The 16,008-nt window shown below is 67.0% G+C and carries 11 protein-coding genes; 3 read left to right on the forward strand and 8 right to left on the reverse strand.

The window, feature by feature from the left end:
- The first annotated feature begins 64 nt into the window (after positions 1–64).
- Positions 65–1,123 carry an L-glyceraldehyde 3-phosphate reductase gene (mgrA, locus tag Pla175_RS01995; protein WP_145280834.1) on the forward strand — a complete coding sequence of 353 codons (1,059 nt, stop codon included), beginning with the start codon at positions 65–67 and terminating at the stop codon, positions 1,121–1,123.
- Between the two features lie 68 nt (positions 1,124–1,191).
- Here the strand turns inward: mgrA and Pla175_RS02000 are convergent, their stop codons facing one another.
- Positions 1,192–3,138: a heparinase II/III domain-containing protein gene (locus tag Pla175_RS02000; protein WP_145280837.1), complete on the reverse strand. Its 1,947-nt coding sequence runs from the start codon at positions 3,136–3,138 to the stop codon at positions 1,192–1,194.
- A 179-nt stretch (positions 3,139–3,317) separates the two neighbouring features.
- Here Pla175_RS02000 and Pla175_RS02005 point away from each other — a divergent pair, with 179 nt between their 5' ends.
- Positions 3,318–4,109, forward strand: a complete 792-nt coding sequence (locus tag Pla175_RS02005; RefSeq protein ID WP_197527207.1) for a carboxylesterase family protein — start codon at positions 3,318–3,320, stop codon at positions 4,107–4,109.
- Between the two features lie 40 nt (positions 4,110–4,149).
- Here the strand turns inward: Pla175_RS02005 and Pla175_RS02010 are convergent, their stop codons facing one another.
- The 7 genes from Pla175_RS02010 to Pla175_RS02040 all read right to left on the reverse strand — a co-directional run bounded on the left by Pla175_RS02010 (position 4,150) and on the right by Pla175_RS02040 (position 14,580).
- Positions 4,150–5,277: a transporter substrate-binding domain-containing protein gene (locus Pla175_RS02010; protein WP_145280841.1), complete on the reverse strand. Its 1,128-nt coding sequence runs from the start codon at positions 5,275–5,277 to the stop codon at positions 4,150–4,152.
- 140 nt (positions 5,278–5,417) lie between these two features.
- Positions 5,418–6,536: a transporter substrate-binding domain-containing protein gene (locus Pla175_RS02015; protein WP_145280843.1), complete on the reverse strand. Its 1,119-nt coding sequence runs from the start codon at positions 6,534–6,536 to the stop codon at positions 5,418–5,420.
- A 533-nt stretch (positions 6,537–7,069) separates the two neighbouring features.
- On the reverse strand, positions 7,070–8,053 hold the full coding sequence (galE, locus tag Pla175_RS02020) for a UDP-glucose 4-epimerase GalE (protein WP_145280845.1): 984 nt from the start codon (positions 8,051–8,053) through the stop codon (positions 7,070–7,072).
- Positions 8,054–8,365: 312 nt separating this feature from the next.
- A complete protein-coding gene (locus tag Pla175_RS02025) occupies positions 8,366–10,159 on the reverse strand; it encodes a sodium:solute symporter (RefSeq protein WP_145280847.1) in 1,794 nt (597 codons plus the stop codon).
- Between the two features lie 345 nt (positions 10,160–10,504).
- The gene (gene araA, locus Pla175_RS02030) at positions 10,505–12,013 is read right to left on the reverse strand and encodes an L-arabinose isomerase (RefSeq protein WP_145280849.1); all 1,509 of its coding nucleotides are present in this window, start codon (positions 12,011–12,013) and stop codon (positions 10,505–10,507) included.
- Between the two features lie 105 nt (positions 12,014–12,118).
- Positions 12,119–12,832 carry an L-ribulose-5-phosphate 4-epimerase gene (locus tag Pla175_RS02035; protein WP_145280851.1) on the reverse strand — a complete coding sequence of 238 codons (714 nt, stop codon included), beginning with the start codon at positions 12,830–12,832 and terminating at the stop codon, positions 12,119–12,121.
- 68 nt (positions 12,833–12,900) lie between these two features.
- On the reverse strand, positions 12,901–14,580 hold the full coding sequence (locus tag Pla175_RS02040) for a ribulokinase (protein WP_145280853.1): 1,680 nt from the start codon (positions 14,578–14,580) through the stop codon (positions 12,901–12,903).
- 216 nt (positions 14,581–14,796) lie between these two features.
- On the opposite strand from Pla175_RS02040, the gene Pla175_RS02045 reads away from it, so the two are divergent.
- Positions 14,797–15,969, forward strand: a complete 1,173-nt coding sequence (locus tag Pla175_RS02045) for an AraC family transcriptional regulator (RefSeq protein ID WP_145280855.1) — start codon at positions 14,797–14,799, stop codon at positions 15,967–15,969.
- Positions 15,970–16,008: the final 39 nt, after the last annotated feature.

Below are 16,008 nucleotides of genomic sequence, written 5' to 3' on the forward strand. Positions count from 1 at the left end.
AGGACGCCGGCCAATTCGGTATCCTGCTGGGCATCCGTCGCGACACCCCCTCCAGGAACCCCCCATGGCCGACTCCCACGACCACTACCCAACCGACTACCGCCCCGCCGACGACCGTTACGAGCGGATGGTCTACCGCCGCTGCGGCGCTTCGGGGGTGATGCTGCCGGCGGTGTCGTTGGGGCTCTGGCAGAACTTCGGCCACGACACGCCCCACGCTACCAAGCGGGCGATCTGCCTCAAGGCGTTCGACCTGGGGATCACGCACTTCGACCTAGCGAACAACTACGGCCCCCCCCCGGGCTCGGCCGAGCGGGCCTTCGGCGAGATCCTGCGCTCCGATTTCCGCGGCTACCGCGACGAGCTGGTCATCGCTTCCAAGGCCGGCTACCGCATGCACCCCGGCCCGTACGGCGAGTGGGGGAGCCGCAAGTACCTGATCGAGTCGTGCGACGCCAGCCTGAAGCGGATGGGGCTCGACCACGTAGACATCTTCTATTCGCACCGCTTCGACCCCGATACGCCGCTCGAGGAAACGATGGGCGCGCTCGACACGATCGTCCGCTCGGGCCGGGCGCTGTACGCGGGGGTCTCGTCGTACAACAGCCAGCGGACGCGCGAAGCGGTCGCAATCCTCAACCGGCTGGGGACGCCGTGCCTGATCCATCAGCCCAGCTACAGCATCCTCAACCGCTGGCTGGAGCCAGACGGCCTGAAGCAGACGCTCACCGAGCTGGGCGTGGGCGCCATCGCCTTCTCGGTGCTCGCCCAGGGGATGCTCACCACCAAGTACCTGGGGGGGATCCCCGAGGGGAGCCGCGCCAGCCAGGCGGGTTCGCTCAGCCCCAAGTTCTTGACGGACAAGGCGCTGGCGAGCATCAACAAGCTCAACGAGATCGCCCAGTCCCGCGGCCAGACGCTCGCCCAGATGGCCATCGCCTGGACGCTGCGTGACGCGGCGATCACTACCGCGCTCATCGGCGCCTCCAAGCCGAGCCAGGTAGAAGACTGCGCCGCCGCGGTCCAGAACCTCAGCTTCACGGCCGAAGAACTGGCGCTCATCGACCGGCATGCGAACGATGAGGATATTAATATCTGGAAGCGGTCTTCGGAGACGGAGTAGCACGACGCGCGTCACCTGAGCGGCGGACTATCCTCCGCCGCTCGGGCGCGGGTTCACGCCCCCTCCGTTCACCACGCGCTCAGCGGCTTGCCGCCCACTTCAGGCTTCGGGGCATCGACCGAGCCGGGCGTCAGCAGGACCCTCAGCGTTAGCCGGCCCGAGTCGGGGGCGATGGACTCGAACGCCACCATCCGTGTGTTGCGGTTGGGCGAGTCCCACGCGTTGCGGGGCTTCTCGGTGTCGATCAACCGCCACTGGGCGGCGCTAGGGCTCTGGATTTTCATCCGCAGGGTCGCTTCTTCTTGACGCAAGACCATCTCGTCGGCGCCGGGATCAGACTCCGGCCGGCCGGGGGTCACCATCCCCCAGCGTACGTGCGTCCCCGGCTTCAGCCCGGTCAGCTCGTCTTGGATCAGGACTTGGCCCCAGGGCAATAGCCGCACGCCGCGGCGGATCGACCGGGCCTGGTCGCCGTAGGTTTCGGTAAGGTCGACGATGGTCAACGCGTTCTGGGGATCGTCCGAGAACTTGACCACCTCCGACCTCCCCGCCGCGCGTTGCAACTGGTCGTCGATGACCAGCGTGTTGTGGCTGTGGTTCATCTGGCGGAAGATGGTCCACCGGTCGGAGTCTTGCGATCTGTCCCACAGGTTCATGCCGCGCGACTCGATGCCGTGGTAGTTCTCGGCGCCCAGGTCGAGCGCCCAACGCACCCCGTCTGCGTCGAGCACGAACGACCCCGCGTCCATGTGCCCGTGGCTGGCGCTGGGCGAGCCCGCCTTGACCCCCACGAACGTCGCGGTGGCGTCGTCCCACCCGCTGCGGTGGATGGTGACGGGGGTCTCGCCCTCGCTGCTCCAGCTCAGCGGCAACGCGTCAGCGGATGGCGTCTGGTCGTCCTCGATCCACAGCAGCGCCAGCGGCAGCAGCCGGTTGTCTCCTTTGCCTACCGAGCGTGCATTGATCTTCCCCAGCCACGCCCCGATCCGCTCGGGCTCGCCACGCAGCCAGGCGGGGTGATGATAACGCTGGGCGAACCAGAACAGCGACTCCTGCGGCCCGCGGCCCGAGCCGCCGTCGGCGTAGTTGAACGTCATGCCAGAGGGCCCCGTGACGGCAGCCAGGTAGCCGCCCGTTTCCGCGAACCCGGGCGCCTGAGAGAGGCCGAAATCGGTCCCCAGCGCGTCTTCCAAGAGCGCGACCAGCACCACGTTGAAGCCAGAACCGTACGCCCAGTAGCCGGGGCCTTCCGGGTAGCTCCCCTTGGGGGCGAAGGCCTTCATCGAGTTGGGGACGTTGTTCACGGCGTTCTGGATGGTGCGTGCCGCCAGCTCCGGCTCGTCTTCCATCACCGCGAGCGCGCCGGCCGTCAGGCCCGCGTGGCAGACCTGCCCCCAGTTGTTCACAGCCTTGACCCAGCGGTTGTGTTGGGTGTCCCACGGCAGACGGACCCCCTTCTGGACGATCGCGGTGCGGACCGCGTCGCGTGCGTCGGGGGTGAGCTCGTCGTACAGCCAGTCGTAGCCTATCGCCAACGCGAGCGTCATCTCGGCGACGTCGAGGAAGTGGCTCGGGTTCCAGTCGGAGAACGCGGCCGCGGCCAGCATCTCCCGCTCGCAACGCCGGGCGAACCGCTGGTCGTGCGTCAGGTGGTAGGCCATCGCCAGCGTCAGCACCCGCTCGAGGCAGCGCCGCGATTGGCTCAGCAGCCGACGCCCTTCCAGCTTCCGCTCGACCGGCGGGACCTCCTCGAGCAGCCGGGCGCTCTTCACCACCCCTGCTGCCAGCGCGTTCTGCAGCGGCGTGCGCTGAGCCGGGTCTGACAGGCGGCGCAGTGTGGCCGCGTTGGCGAGCAGGCGGGGATGAGCTTTGGGGGCGGAGTCGACGTAGCGCGCAACCACATCAAGCGGCACAGCGGGCGGGTAACTGAACGCGGCGTCTGGCGCCGCGCCGGCGGCGCTGAGCGCCCACGAGGCGCCGATCAGGACCGCGGCTAGGGGGGCGTGGAGCGTCATGAGTAGCAACTTCTTGAGGAGAGCGAACAAGCCGTCGCGGCGAGCGGCGACGGGGGCCGCCCCTGATCTTAGTTGGCGCCGCCGAGGCCCGTCTATCACCCCGCCGCGGCCGGCTCGCTGCTAGAATGCCGGCGTCTTCGCGCCGCGCTCAATCGACCTACACCCCAAGGCGGACCCCCATGCAACCCATTGCCTCCCGACTCCTCTTCCTGGCCGCGGCGTTGCTGCTGTGCGTAGCCACACCGGCCGCCGACCCAAACGCCTTCGTCGATTTCAGCGTCGAGGGCCTCCCCGGCAGGCTGTACGTTCCACCCGAGGCGAGCGAGTCGCGGCGGCCGGTGATCGTTTTCCTGCACGGGCTAGGCGAGACGGGCGACGACAACCGCCGGCAGGTCAATCACAACATCGACAACCTGCTCAAATCGGCCAAGCAGCGGGGCGCCTTCCTTTACGCCCCGCAGGCGGTCACTCGCGGCTGGGGCGAGCGGGCCCGCACCGACCAGGTGGTCGCGCAGCTTGAGTCCTTGCTCGGCAAGCACAACGCCGATCCGTCGCGTGTCTACCTCACCGGCCTGTCGATGGGGGGCGGGGGCGCCTGGACCGTTGCGAGCCGCTACCCGCAGCGCTTCGCCGCGGCGGCGCCCATCTGCGGCGTTCCTCCCGCGGACGACTGGGACCCGGCCCTCCAGCTCAAGACCCCGACCTGGGCCTTTCATGCCCGCGACGACGGCGCCGTCCCCGTCCGTTGCAGCCACGAGCGGATCAACGCCCTGTTGGCCGCGGCCGGCAAGCCGCCGGTCGAGTTCCCCAGCGAAGGGGGAGACGATTTCTCCTTCTCCGACGCTGCGCTCAACCTGCACTACACGGAGTATCCCACCGGCGGCCACGCCATCTGGGGCAAGGCGTACGCTACGCCCGAAGCGATCGAATGGCTGTTCTCGCAACAGCAAGCAACCCCGAAGGCGCAGTGACGACGCCCAACCCGCGCGGCGGACGATCGTCCGCCGCTTGTCACTCCGTCCCTAGCGGGTCGCCCAGCAGTTCTTCCAGCGACTCGTCCCACGCCCCGCTGGAGGTCGCCCGCAGCAGCGCCTGGTTCACCGTCTCGCGTATCGGGCTGCTGGGGGGCAGCGCGAAGGCGTAGTCTTGCCGGGCAAACACCGTCGGGAGGACCGACATCGCGTCCGCGTCGCGTCCGTGCACCTCGTAGCGCAGCAGCGGGGCGTCGTACACCACCGCGTCGCACCTGCCCGCCTGCAGGGCGTCGAGCGCCCCGGCCAGCTCGGCGTGGGTCCGGAACGCCACACGGCGTAGCCGCAGGTAGGCGGCCGAGGTAGAGCCCTCGACCGTCGTTACACGCACCCGCGACAGGTCGGCGGGGCCGTTGATCCGCGAACGCAACTGGTTGACGGTCAGCGCGGAGGTGACCGCCGCGGTGAAGCTGGCGATGATGAACAGCCCGCTGAACATCCACATCATCCCCACCATCCGCCCGGCGGTGCTCTTGGGGACCTTGTCGCCGTAGCCGACCGTGGTGAGCGTGACCGCGCTCCACCACAGCCCCGACGCGACGCCGCGGAACACGCCCCCGCCGAACTGCTCGCGGTTGACGCGCCGCTCGAAGAAGTAGACCGCCACCGCGGTCGCCAGCATCGTGGCCAGCAGCCCCCCGACGATCTTGAGGAAGGTAGGCGACATCACCGAGCCGGCAAAGCTCCACAGCCCCGGCGAGCGCTGGCTGGGTCCGATCGCGATCCCCAGCCCCGAGTTGTAGTAGGGGTGCGAGAAGTCGACTCGCTGCTCACGCTCGAAGCTGACGGTCAGGGCCGCGGCGGCCAGGTCGACCTCCCCCGCCTCGACCGCGGCCAGCATCTCTTCGAGCGTCATCGCTTGCAGGTCGAGCGTCACCGGCTCGTCGCGGACCGTTTCTAGCTCCTTACGCACCGCCTCGACCAGGTCGATGCTGATGCCACGCCACGGTCCCGGCGGCTCGCGCATGGCGAACGGCGGCGCCTGCTTGGTGGCCACACGCAGCACGCCGGTGGGCAGCGGGTCGTCGGCGACCGCCACCGCCGGCCCGATCGCCAGCAGCAGGGCAAGGGCGCGCAGCTCGGTTCGATAGTTCCTCAGACGGTGCATCGGGCGCTCGCTGCGGGTGGAGTTGGCGTGCAGTCCAACCTAGGCCCCGAAGCGATCGGGGGAAACCGCAATCCGGCGGCTGGTTGGGGGCTAGTAGCACGGGGTCCGCCACTGCGACTTCGTGGGCCCCGCCCACGGCGCTACTCCCCGAGGTACCGGTACACCACCTCGTTCCAGGCGTCGCTCGCCCGGAACCGCAGCAGCGCCGTGTTCAGCGGCTTGCGCAGGGGGCTTTCCGGGGGCAACGCGATCGCGTACTCCTGCGCCTGGAACGTCATCGGCAGCACGTGGATCGTCGACGCGAAGCGGTTGTTCACCAAGTAGCTCAGCAGCGGCTTGTCGTACAGGACCGCGTCGGCCTTGCCGGCGTCGACGGCCGCAAGCGCCGCGTCGGCGTCCGGCAACGCGCGGAACGGGATCCGCCGTTGCCGGAGGAACTCGGCCGCGGTGCTGGGCGCCACGGTCACCACACGCAGCCGCTTGAGGTCGCCCAGGTTGTCGATGCCCGCGCCCAATTGCTGCACCGTGAGCACCGACGTGATGACCCCCGTCAGCACCGACAGCAGCAGCAGGCTCGCGATCATCGCCAGGCCCGCCACGATCCGTCCCGCGGTGCTGTTGGGCACCACCCCTTTGTGGCCCAGCAGCAAGATGGTGGACCACCACATCCCCATCTCGATCCCCTGGCGACGCTTGCCGCCGAACAGCCCCTGGTTCACGTCGCGCTCCAACCGCCAGAAGAGCACGCCGCACAGCAGCACCAACGCGATCATCACGCCGATGGCCACCAGCAGCCGCGTAGAGACCACGCGTTCGAGCAGGCTGACCCAGTCGCCGCGGGCGTCGACCCGCACGGCCACCCCCAGCCCCGTGGTGTAGTGGGGGTGGCAGAACTCGATCCGCGTCTGCCGGTCGGCCGTGACGCTGATCGCGGCGACCGCCGCGTCGAGCCTCCCCGCCTCGAGCCCCGTGATCAATCCATCGAGTGGCAGCTCTTGGAACTCGTACTCCAGCCCCAGCTCGTCGGCCGCGTGCCGCCACAGCTCGATGCTGATGCCGGTCCACACCCCGTCGGTGTTCTTTAGCGCAAACGGGGGGCTGTTCTTCGTGCCGACGATCAGCGGCGGGGGGGCGGCGCCCGCGCCCGCCTCGGGCGCCTGCCCACTGCACGCCCCGCCGATGGCCGCCAGCGCGAGCCAGGCCCACACACAGGCTGAGCCCGCTTTGCGTTGCAGAGGTCGAGGCTTGTAAGTAGGCATGCTGCACGGGGGTGTTGACGCCCGGTAGCCTACCCAATCGGGGCGCCCCCAATAAGACGAGTCTCAACACCCCCCAACAACCGATCGCCCCCTAGCCGACGGGCGCCGCCCGTCGGCTATTTCCCCGGAGGGGAGCGAGCGGTGTGCTCGTGGCTATTTCTGCGTGGTATTGCCGCTGCTTTGTCCGACTTTGCTCGACGCATTTGCGACGCCGCTTCTCGAAGCTTTGTTGTCGCAAATAGCCACCTGCGCCTCGATAATACGCGGTCCGTTCCGTCCCGCCATCCGTGCCCTGAGTCGCCCCAAAGATGCACTGCCAAAGCGCCCGACTTTTGTCCCCCTGGTGTCCGATTAGACGGGTCTGGTGTCCACCGGCGGCCGCCCAATGGGGCTCCAGCGGACCAAATCGGGGGATCTGCGGCGGGCCGGGGGGCAAAACCTCGGGGTTTTCGCGGGGCGACCGGGTTTTGTCCGAAAATGGCGCCCGCCGCGGAGCGGACAAAAGGACAAAAGTGCCCCGCGGGCCGCGGACGCTATCCGGCGTAGCCGTTCGGGTGCGCCTTGTGCCACGCCCAGGCGCTGGCCACGGTCTCCTTCACGCTGGTGTGCTGGGCGCGCCAGCCGAGCGCGTCGAGCGCGCCCTGGGGGTTGGCGACCAGCTCCGGCGGGTCGCCGGCACGGCGTGGGCCCTCGACCGTCTTGATCTTCTTGCCGGTCACTTCTTCGCAGGCGGTGATCACCTGGCGGACGCTCGCCCCCACGCCGGTCCCCAGGTTGACGCGGATCGCCTCGCCCGGCTGCACCTTCTCGATGGCGGCCAGGTGGGCGGTAGCCAGGTCTTCGACGTGGATGTAGTCGCGGATGCAGGTGCCGTCGGGGGTGGGGTAGTCGGTCCCGAAGATCGAGATGTGGTCGCGCTTGCCGAGCGCGACGTCCAGCACCAGCGGGATGAGGTGGGTCTCGGGGTCGTGGTCCTCGCCGATCGAGCCGTCGAGCGACGCGCCCGAAGCGTTGAAGTACCGCGGCGCCGCGTAGCCGATGCCGTAGGCGGCGCGGTAGTCCTCCAGCGCCTTCTCGACTGCCAGCTTGGTGAAGCCGTAGGGGCTGATGGGGTTCTGGGGGTGGTCTTCGGGGATCGGCACCTGTTGGGGGACGCCGTAGGTGGCGCAGGTGCTGCTGAAGACGATCTTGCCCACGCCACAGGCCCGCATCGCGTCCAACAGGTTCAGCGTGCCGACCACGTTGTTGCGGTAGTACTTGGCGGGGTCGGTGACGCTCTCGCCGACGTAGCAGAGGGCGGCGAAGTGCATCACCGCCTCGATGGCGTGGTCACGCATCGCCTTCTCGATGGCGGGCTGGTCGAGCAGGTCGCCCACGATCAGCCGGGCGGGGTCGGTCGCCTCGCGGTGGCCGTAAAGGAGGTTGTCGTAGACCCACACGTCGTGCCCCTTGCTCTTGAGCAGCCTGACGCAGTGGGAGCCGACATAGCCGGCGCCGCCGGTGACGAGGATCTTCATGAGGCGGAGGGGCGAGAGGTTAGGGGCGAGCCGTCGCCGTCAGGCGCCGGAGTTTTTTTGTGCTCCCAAGAGTTTACCACAGAGGCACGGAGCGCACAGAGACGGACGGCAAGAACACTTGCCCACGAATGCGCGCGAATGGATCGAATACGGCCAAGGAGCATTGAAGGTATGCCATTCCCACCGGACCATCCGTCACGACCCAGAGGGGGGAACCTTTTTCTGGTTCGTTCGTATTCGCGCTTATTCGTGGGCGAACTTTTCTCCGTCCGTCTCCGCGTTCTCCGTGACTCCGTGGTGAACTACTTTTCGCTAACCCTGGAAGTACAGGTACGCCGCCACGATCAAAACCAGCACCAGCCCAGAGGTCGCCACGTCGAGTGCCGACCAGCTCGAGCGGGTCTGGGCCTTGTCTTCGTCGCTGATGGCGCCGTAGGTGAGGCCGCTGATGCGTTGGTAGTCGGGCGCCCGGGTGGCGTAGCTCACCAGGATCATCGCCAGCGCGCTGGCGATGGTGATCAGCAGGCTGAAATACTGGAAGTAGATCTTGTTAACGATCCACAGGAACGATTCTTCCGGGTACGAGAAGTCCTTGTAGACCTTCAGCGGCGTGTCGACCGCCAGGCGGAAGATGCCCAGCGCAAAGCCGACCAGCAGCGCCGCCAGGCACCCCGCGGCGTTGAGTCGCTTCCAGGCGATGCCGAAGAAGAAAACGACGAAGATGGGGGGCGCCAAGTAGCCCTGCACGCTCTGCAGGTACTCGTACAGCCCGCTGGAGCCCTTGATGACGGGGATCCACGCCATGCCGATGAGCACCATGGCGAAGGTAGCGATGCGGCCGACCTGCACCAAGCGTTTCTCGGAAGCCGCCGGGGCGAACTTCTGGTAGAGGTCGATCGTGAAGAGCGTGCTGCACGCGTTGAACACGCCGGCGAGCGAGCTCATCAACGCACTGAGCAGCCCGGCGACCACGATGCCGCGGATGCCGGTGGGCAGCACGTTCTTGACCATCATCGGGAAGGCTTTGCCGGAGTCGGCGATGTCCTGTCCGTCCTCGGTCAGCATCAGGCCGAAGTCGAGGCCGCCCGCCTCCCCCGCTTGGCTCTTGATGATGAGCCCCCAGCAGATCATGCCGGGCACGATAAAGATGAACACGGGCAGCAGCTTGAGCAGCGCGGCGAAGATGCTGCCGCGGCGGGCCTGGGTCTCGTTCTCGGCGCCCAGGGCGCGCTGCACGATGTACTGGTCGGTGCACCAGTACCACAGCCCGATGATCGGGGCGCAGAACAGCATCCCCAGCCAAGGGAAGTAGCCGTTGAAGTACCACGCCTGGCGGACCAGCTTGCCGGAGGAGTCGACCTCCTCCACGGGCGCCCACTCGAACGGCAGCGCCTTGCCGTCGACCACCGCGGTCAGCGGCTTCCAGAGGTTGAACTTGTCGGCGCCGATGGTCTCTTTCAGCTCGCCCCAGCCGCCGATGGCTTCGAGGCCGTAGTAGGTGACCAGCGCGGAGCCGACGATCAGCACCACGGTTTGCAGCGTCTCGGTGTAGGCGACCGCGCGGAAGCCGCCCAGCACGGTGTAGGCGCCGGTCATCGCCAGTACCAGCAGCGAGCCGATCCAGAAGCTGTCGAGCTGCCCGAGCCGCATGTCGGGCAGCAGCACAGAAAACACGATGCCGCCGGCGTAGATGCCCACCGCGATCTTGGTGAGCACGTAGGCCAGCAGCGAGATCACGCTGAGCGTGTAGCGCGAGGCGGGAGAGAACCGCTTCTCCAAGAACTCCGGCATCGTGAACACCCGGCTGCGGGCGTAGAACGGCACCAGGACCCACGCCAGCACCAGCAGGCACCAGGCGTGCAGCTCGTAGTGGGCCATGGCGACGCCGTCGGTGGCGCCCGACCCGGCGAGCCCGACCAGGTGCTCCGAGCCGATATTCGAGGCGAAGATCGACGCCCCCACGACGAACCACCCCAGGCTGTGCCCGGCGAGGAAGTAGTCGTCGGAGGTGTTCTTGCTCTTACGGATCACCCAGAGCGCCAGCAGCGCAATGAGGGCGAAGTACCCGCCGATAACGATCCAGTCGAGGGTTTCGAGGGCGCCCATAGCGTGATTAATTCTGGAAGAGAGATGGAAAGGAAAAGCCGAAGTTCACCACAGTGTCACCGAGGGCACGGAGACGGGAAGAGACGGACGGAAAGTTTGCCCACGAATGCGCGCGAATACGGACGAACTACGAAGGATGGATCAGGTATGGCGGTCCATGGCCACGAGCGTACGCCGGTTTGTTCCTTGCTATGCAATCACGGCTCAACGCGTAAGGGAGGGAGCGGCGGGGTTGCCGCGCCTGCCTCGCTTACGCGACGGGTTTCCACTGATATTCATTCGCGTGTATTCGTGGGCAACGTCTCTTTTCTTCTCTGTGCCCTCAGTGACTCTGTGGTTAACAATTCACGATCGCCTGTAGGCGCCCACCGCGTCGCTCATCCGCAGCCTGTGCTTGAACTCGCGCAGATTGGTTTGACCATCGATCACCAGCAACTCGACGCCAAGCATACTCGCAAAGTCTTCGTAGTGCTCGGTGGTAAGCGCCTGGCTGAAGACCGGGTGGTGCGAACCGCCCGCGTAGATCCACGCCGCCGCGGCGGTCGCCAGGTCGGGGGCCGGCTTCCACACGGCGCGGGCGACCGGCAGCTTGGGCAGGGGCTGGGGCGGGGCGATCACGTCGACCTCGTTCAGCACCAGGCGGAAGCGGTCTCCCAAGTCAACGATGGTGGCGTTCACGGCGGCGCCGGGCGGGGCGTCGAACACCAGCCGCACGGGGTCTTCCTTGCCGCCGATCCCCAACGGGTGGACCTCACAGCTCGGCCTGCCGGCGGCGATCGACGGGCAGATCTCCAGCATGTGCGAGCCGAGCACCAGGGCGTCGCCGCTAGCGGGGAGGTGGTAGGTGTAGTCTTCCATGAAAGTCGTTCCCCCGGGCAGGCCGGCCGCCATGACCTTCGAGGCCCGAACCATTGCGGCCGCCTTCCAGTCCCCCTCGGCGCCGAAGCCGTAGCCGTCGGCCATCAGCCGCTGCGTGGCGATGCCGGGGAGCTGCTTGAGGCCGTAGAGATTCTCGAACGTGTCGGTGTAGCCGACGAAGCCCCCCTCTTCCAGGAACGCCCGCAGACCCAGCTCTATGCGGGCGGCGTCGCGGAGCGACTGGCGGCGGGCGCCCCCGGAGCGGAGCTGTTCGTCCATGGCGTACGTTTCTTCGTAAACCGCGCAAAGCCGGTCAACGTCCGAGTCGCTCGCCGCCTCGAGGTGCTTCGCCACATCGCCCAGGCCGTAGCCGTTCACCGACACGCCGAGCGTGATCTGCGCAGCGACCTTGTCTCCTTCGGTGACGGCCACTTCGCGCATGTTGTCGCCGATGCGGGCGATCTTTGCGCGATCGAGGTCGTGCCGGGCCGCGGCGGCGCGGCACCAGACGCCGAGCGAGCGCTGGGCGGCGTCGTCCTGCCAGTGGCCGACCACGATCTTGCGGTCGAGCCTCAGCCGGGCGCCGATGAACCCAAACTCGCGTCCGCCGTGGGCGGACTGGTTGAGATTCATAAAATCCATGTCGATCGTGGGCCACGGGATCTCGCGGCCGAACTGCGTGTGCAGGTGCGCCAGCGGCTTCTGCAGGCGGGTGAGGCCCGCGATCCACATCTTGGCGGGGCTGAACGTGTGCATCCACGCGACCAGGCCGATGCAGTTGGGCGTGCTGTTGGCCTCAAGCACAACATCTCGAATCGCGTCGGGGCCGATCAGCACCGGCTTGAACACCACGCGCACCGGGATGTGCCGCGAGGCCTCGAGCTCTTTCGCGACTTGCTGCGAATGCTCGGCCACCTGCTTGAGGGTTTCGGGGCCGTACAGGTGCTGGCTGCCAGTGATGAACCAGACTTCAAGCTGCGAGAGATCGGGGAGCATGTGGTGATATGGTCGAGGTGTGAGGATGGATGGTCGCGGTTGACGCCCACGCGCCGGGCGGTAGGAGGTAGAGCAGGCGGGTCGGCTTCGCGCCGCCGCCCTCTTCTAGCCCCCATCATCTCGCGAAGCTCCTTGGCCGTAATAGGCATTCGGGCCGTGTTTTCGGAAATAGTGTTTGTCCAGCAAGAACTGATCAACCGGAGGCTGATTGGGGTTGAGCGCCAGCGTCCCCAGGGCCATATCGGCGACCGCTTCCAGCGCAACGGCGTTCTTGACCGAGTCGGCCGCGTCCTTCCCCCAAGCGAAAGGGGCGTGGCTGGCGACCAAGACGCCGGGGACCGCGATCGGGTCGATGTCCTTAAAACGCTCGATGATCACGCGGCCGGTGTTCACCTCGTAGGCCTCTTCGATCTCTTGTTCGGTGAGCGCACGTGCACAGGGGATAGAGCCGTAAAAGTGGTCGGCGTGGGTGGTGCCGAAGCAGGGGATTTCTCGACGGGCTTGGGCGAACGTGGTCGCACGTGTGCTGTGGGTATGGGTAATGCCGCCAACCCTTTCGAAGGCCCGGTACAGCAGCCGGTGGGTCGGCGTGTCGGACGAGGGATTGAGATCGCCCTCGGCAACGTCGCCCGACTCCATGCTGACCACCACCATGTGCTCAGCGCGCATCGCGTTGTATGCAACCCCGCTGGGCTTGATGACCAAGTACGCCCGATCCTCAGAAAGTCCGCTGACGTTTCCCCAGGTCAGCGTCACGAGCCCGTGCGCGACGAGGTCGAGGTTGGCTTGGCAGACTTGTTGCTTGAGTTCTTCTAGCATTGTCTTTCTGACGACCGATCGCACGGATGAACGGAGGGCGTCTCTTTTGCGATCCGTGTTACCCGTGGTTAGTCTTGCTTGCGAGCTTCGGCGCGGATGGCGATCAAGTCTTTCATCACGTGCCCCAGTGAACCGGTCCACTCCTTCGTGCCGAAGGCGTCGTGCAGTGTGCGGTAGATCGTGTAGAGCTCTTCGTAGACAGCGACGTTCTTCGAGATAGGCTGGTAGACCGTCTCTTTGAAGCCGGTCATGGCGGTCTGAGCGCCTTCCACGCTTGGGTGGGCGCCGGCGGCCACCGCGCCGAAGATCGCGGCGCCCAGCGCGCACGTCTGGCTGCTGCGGCTGATCTTCATGGGGCGGCCGCAGATGTCGGCGTAGATCTGCATGACCATCGCGTTCTTCTCGGCAATGCCGCCGCAGTTGACGACTTGTTCTACTTTGACGCCGTACTCCTCAACCCGCTTGATGATCGTGAGGGCGCCGAAGGCGGTCGCCTCGACCAGCGCGCGGTACACCTCCGCCGCGGTGGTGTGCAGCGTCTGTCCGACCAGCAAGCCGGTGAGCAGTGGGTCGACCAGGATCGTGCGGTTGCCGTTGTTCCAGTCGAGGGCTACCAGGCCCGACTCGCCGGGGCGCAGCTTGGCAGCCGCGTCGGTTAGCTTTGCGTGGGCCGATGCGTCGTTGCCATAGGCCGCCGGCGAGAGTTGCTTGACGAACCAATTAAAAATGTCTCCCACGGCGCTCTGTCCCGCTTCCAGTCCGTACGCGCCAGGCAAGATCGATTCGGGGACGATGCCGCACAAACCGGGGATGTCGGGAAGTTCTTGGTCCAGCGGCGCGGGGAGGCAGTCGCAGGTGCTGGTTCCCATAATCTTCACCAGCACACCGGTGGCCGCACCGGCGCCCACGGCGCCCATGTGGGCGTCGAAGGCGCCGACGGCCACGGGCACACCCGCTGGCAGTCCGACCTTTTCGGCGATTTCCGCGGTAAGCAGGCCGGCCTGATGGCTGGAAGGAACCGCTTTGGTCTTGTAGCGGAATCGGCTCATGCCAGGCTGCACCGCGTCCAGAAACTCGGCGCTGGGGAGGCCGCCCCACGTTTCGCTGTACATCGCCTTGTGGCCAGCGGCGCAGATCCCGCGGGGGCATGTGTCTGGGTCGAGGTTGCCGGTCACGTAGGCCGGCACGAAGTCGGCCAGCTCGACCCACGAATGCGCCGCCTCGGCCACCTCCGGCGCGGTGCGCATGCAGTGGGCGATCTTCGACCAGTACCACTCCGACGAGTAGATGCCGCCGCACTTGGCCAGATACGGCTCGCCGCGCTCGGTCGCCTTGCGGGTAATCTCTTGCGCCTCGGCGAACGACGTGTGATCTTTCCACAGCCAAGCGTGGGCGGCGGGCGTATCGCGGAAGCGGTCCGTCATCGCCAGCGGCGTGCCGGTCCGATCAACCGGGATGGGCGTTGATCCGGTGGTGTCGACCCCGATGCCAACGACCTTCCCGGCGGAGAACCCCGCGTGCGACCCCGCCGCGGCCACCGCTTTGCGTACGGACTCCAAAAATCCCTGCACGTAGTCTGCCGGATTCTGCTTGGCGGCGTTCGGATCGCGGGGGTCGAGCAGGATGCCGGCCTCGCCGCTCGGATAGTCGAAGACGTGCGTGCCAATCTCTTGACCCGTAGCCGTATCGACGACTAAAGCCCGCACGCTGTTGGTGCCGTAGTCGACCCCGATTGCATAGCCACTCATCCCGCACTTCTCCTGTTCCTGCCCAAGTTCCGTCGGCCCAGCGCTCACTGCCGCGAGGCGGGTTCTGCGCGAACCCTAAGAAAAGTGCAACAAAAAACACCCCCGCCTAGGCGGGCCGCATAATACACTGCAAGCTAGCAGTTTGGCGAGCCGATTCCCGCGAATTCGCGATTTCCGCCCGTCGGTTCTCCCTAGTCCCTCAGCGGCCCCGCTCCCATGCCTCCCAGCAGCACCCCGAAGGTTGCATTGCTTGAAGAGGCGTCTCGAGGGTTCGGTCGGGCGCTGCTCAAGGGGGTTGCGCACTACATACGCGTGCACGGGCCGTGGAGCATTCACCTTCAGCCCACGGCGACCTCGCGCGTGGTCCCAGACTTGGACGCCTGGGAGGGGGACGGGGTGATCGCCCGCGTTGAGACCCCCCAAGCCCTGGACGTGCTGCGGAAGATCAACAAGCCCACGGTGCTGGTCGATGCAGAGCCCGATTGGGACCTGGGCAATGGCGAGTGGCCGGTCGCCCGCGTAGCCAGCGATTCGCTCGCCGCGGCCCGGATGGCCGCGGCCCACCTGGTGGAGCGGGGGTTCAGCGAGTTCGCCTTTCTGGGCTCGGCACAGCGGGTATGGTCGCACCGTCGCGAGCGGGCTTTCACCGAAGCCATCCGGCTGGCGGGCCACGAGGCACGCGTGTTCGACCTGCCGACCTCCGGCAAACGCCGGCCGTGGGCCAAGGAGCTCCGCCACCTGGCGGATTGGGTAGAACAGCTCCCCCGGCCGATCGGCGTGATGACCGCCAACGACGACCGGGGGCGACAGTTGCTTGACGCTTGCCGGCTGGCGGGCGTACGCTGCCCCGAAGACATCGCGGTGATCGGCGTCGACGACGACCTGCTGTTGTGCGAGCTCTCCGATCCCCCGCTCAGCAGCATCGCCTTGAACGCCGAACGCGGGGGGTTCCAAGCGGCCGAGACGCTCGACCGGATGATGCAGGGCAAGGCGCCCCCGCAGGACGAGATGCTTGTCGAAGCGCTCCACGTAGTCGAGCGACGCAGCACCGACAGCCTGGCGATCGCCCAGCCCGAAGTAGTGGCGGCGCTCAGGTTTATCCACGCCCACCGCGACAAGCACGTGTCGGTGGACGAAGTAGCCGCCCACGTCGGCGTCCCGCGGCGCACGCTGGAGATCCGCTTCCGCGAGCAGTTGGGGCGGACGATCTTGAACGAGGTCCAGCGCGTGCGGCTCGACCACGCCAAGCGGCTGCTGCAAGAAAGCGACCTGCCGATCCCCGCGGTTGCCCAGGCCAGCGGCTTTAGTTCCGCCAGCTACCTGATCCAGGTCTTCCGCGCCAAGGTCGGCATCACGCCGGCCAAGTACCGCGACTGCCACCGGCTGTAGCCCGGGGTTTAGGTGTTGGGGCCTGAGGGTTCGCGGTAG

The sequence above is a fragment of the Pirellulimonas nuda genome (assembly GCF_007750855.1).
GTDB classification, from domain to species: Bacteria; Planctomycetota; Planctomycetia; order Pirellulales; family Lacipirellulaceae; genus Pirellulimonas; species Pirellulimonas nuda.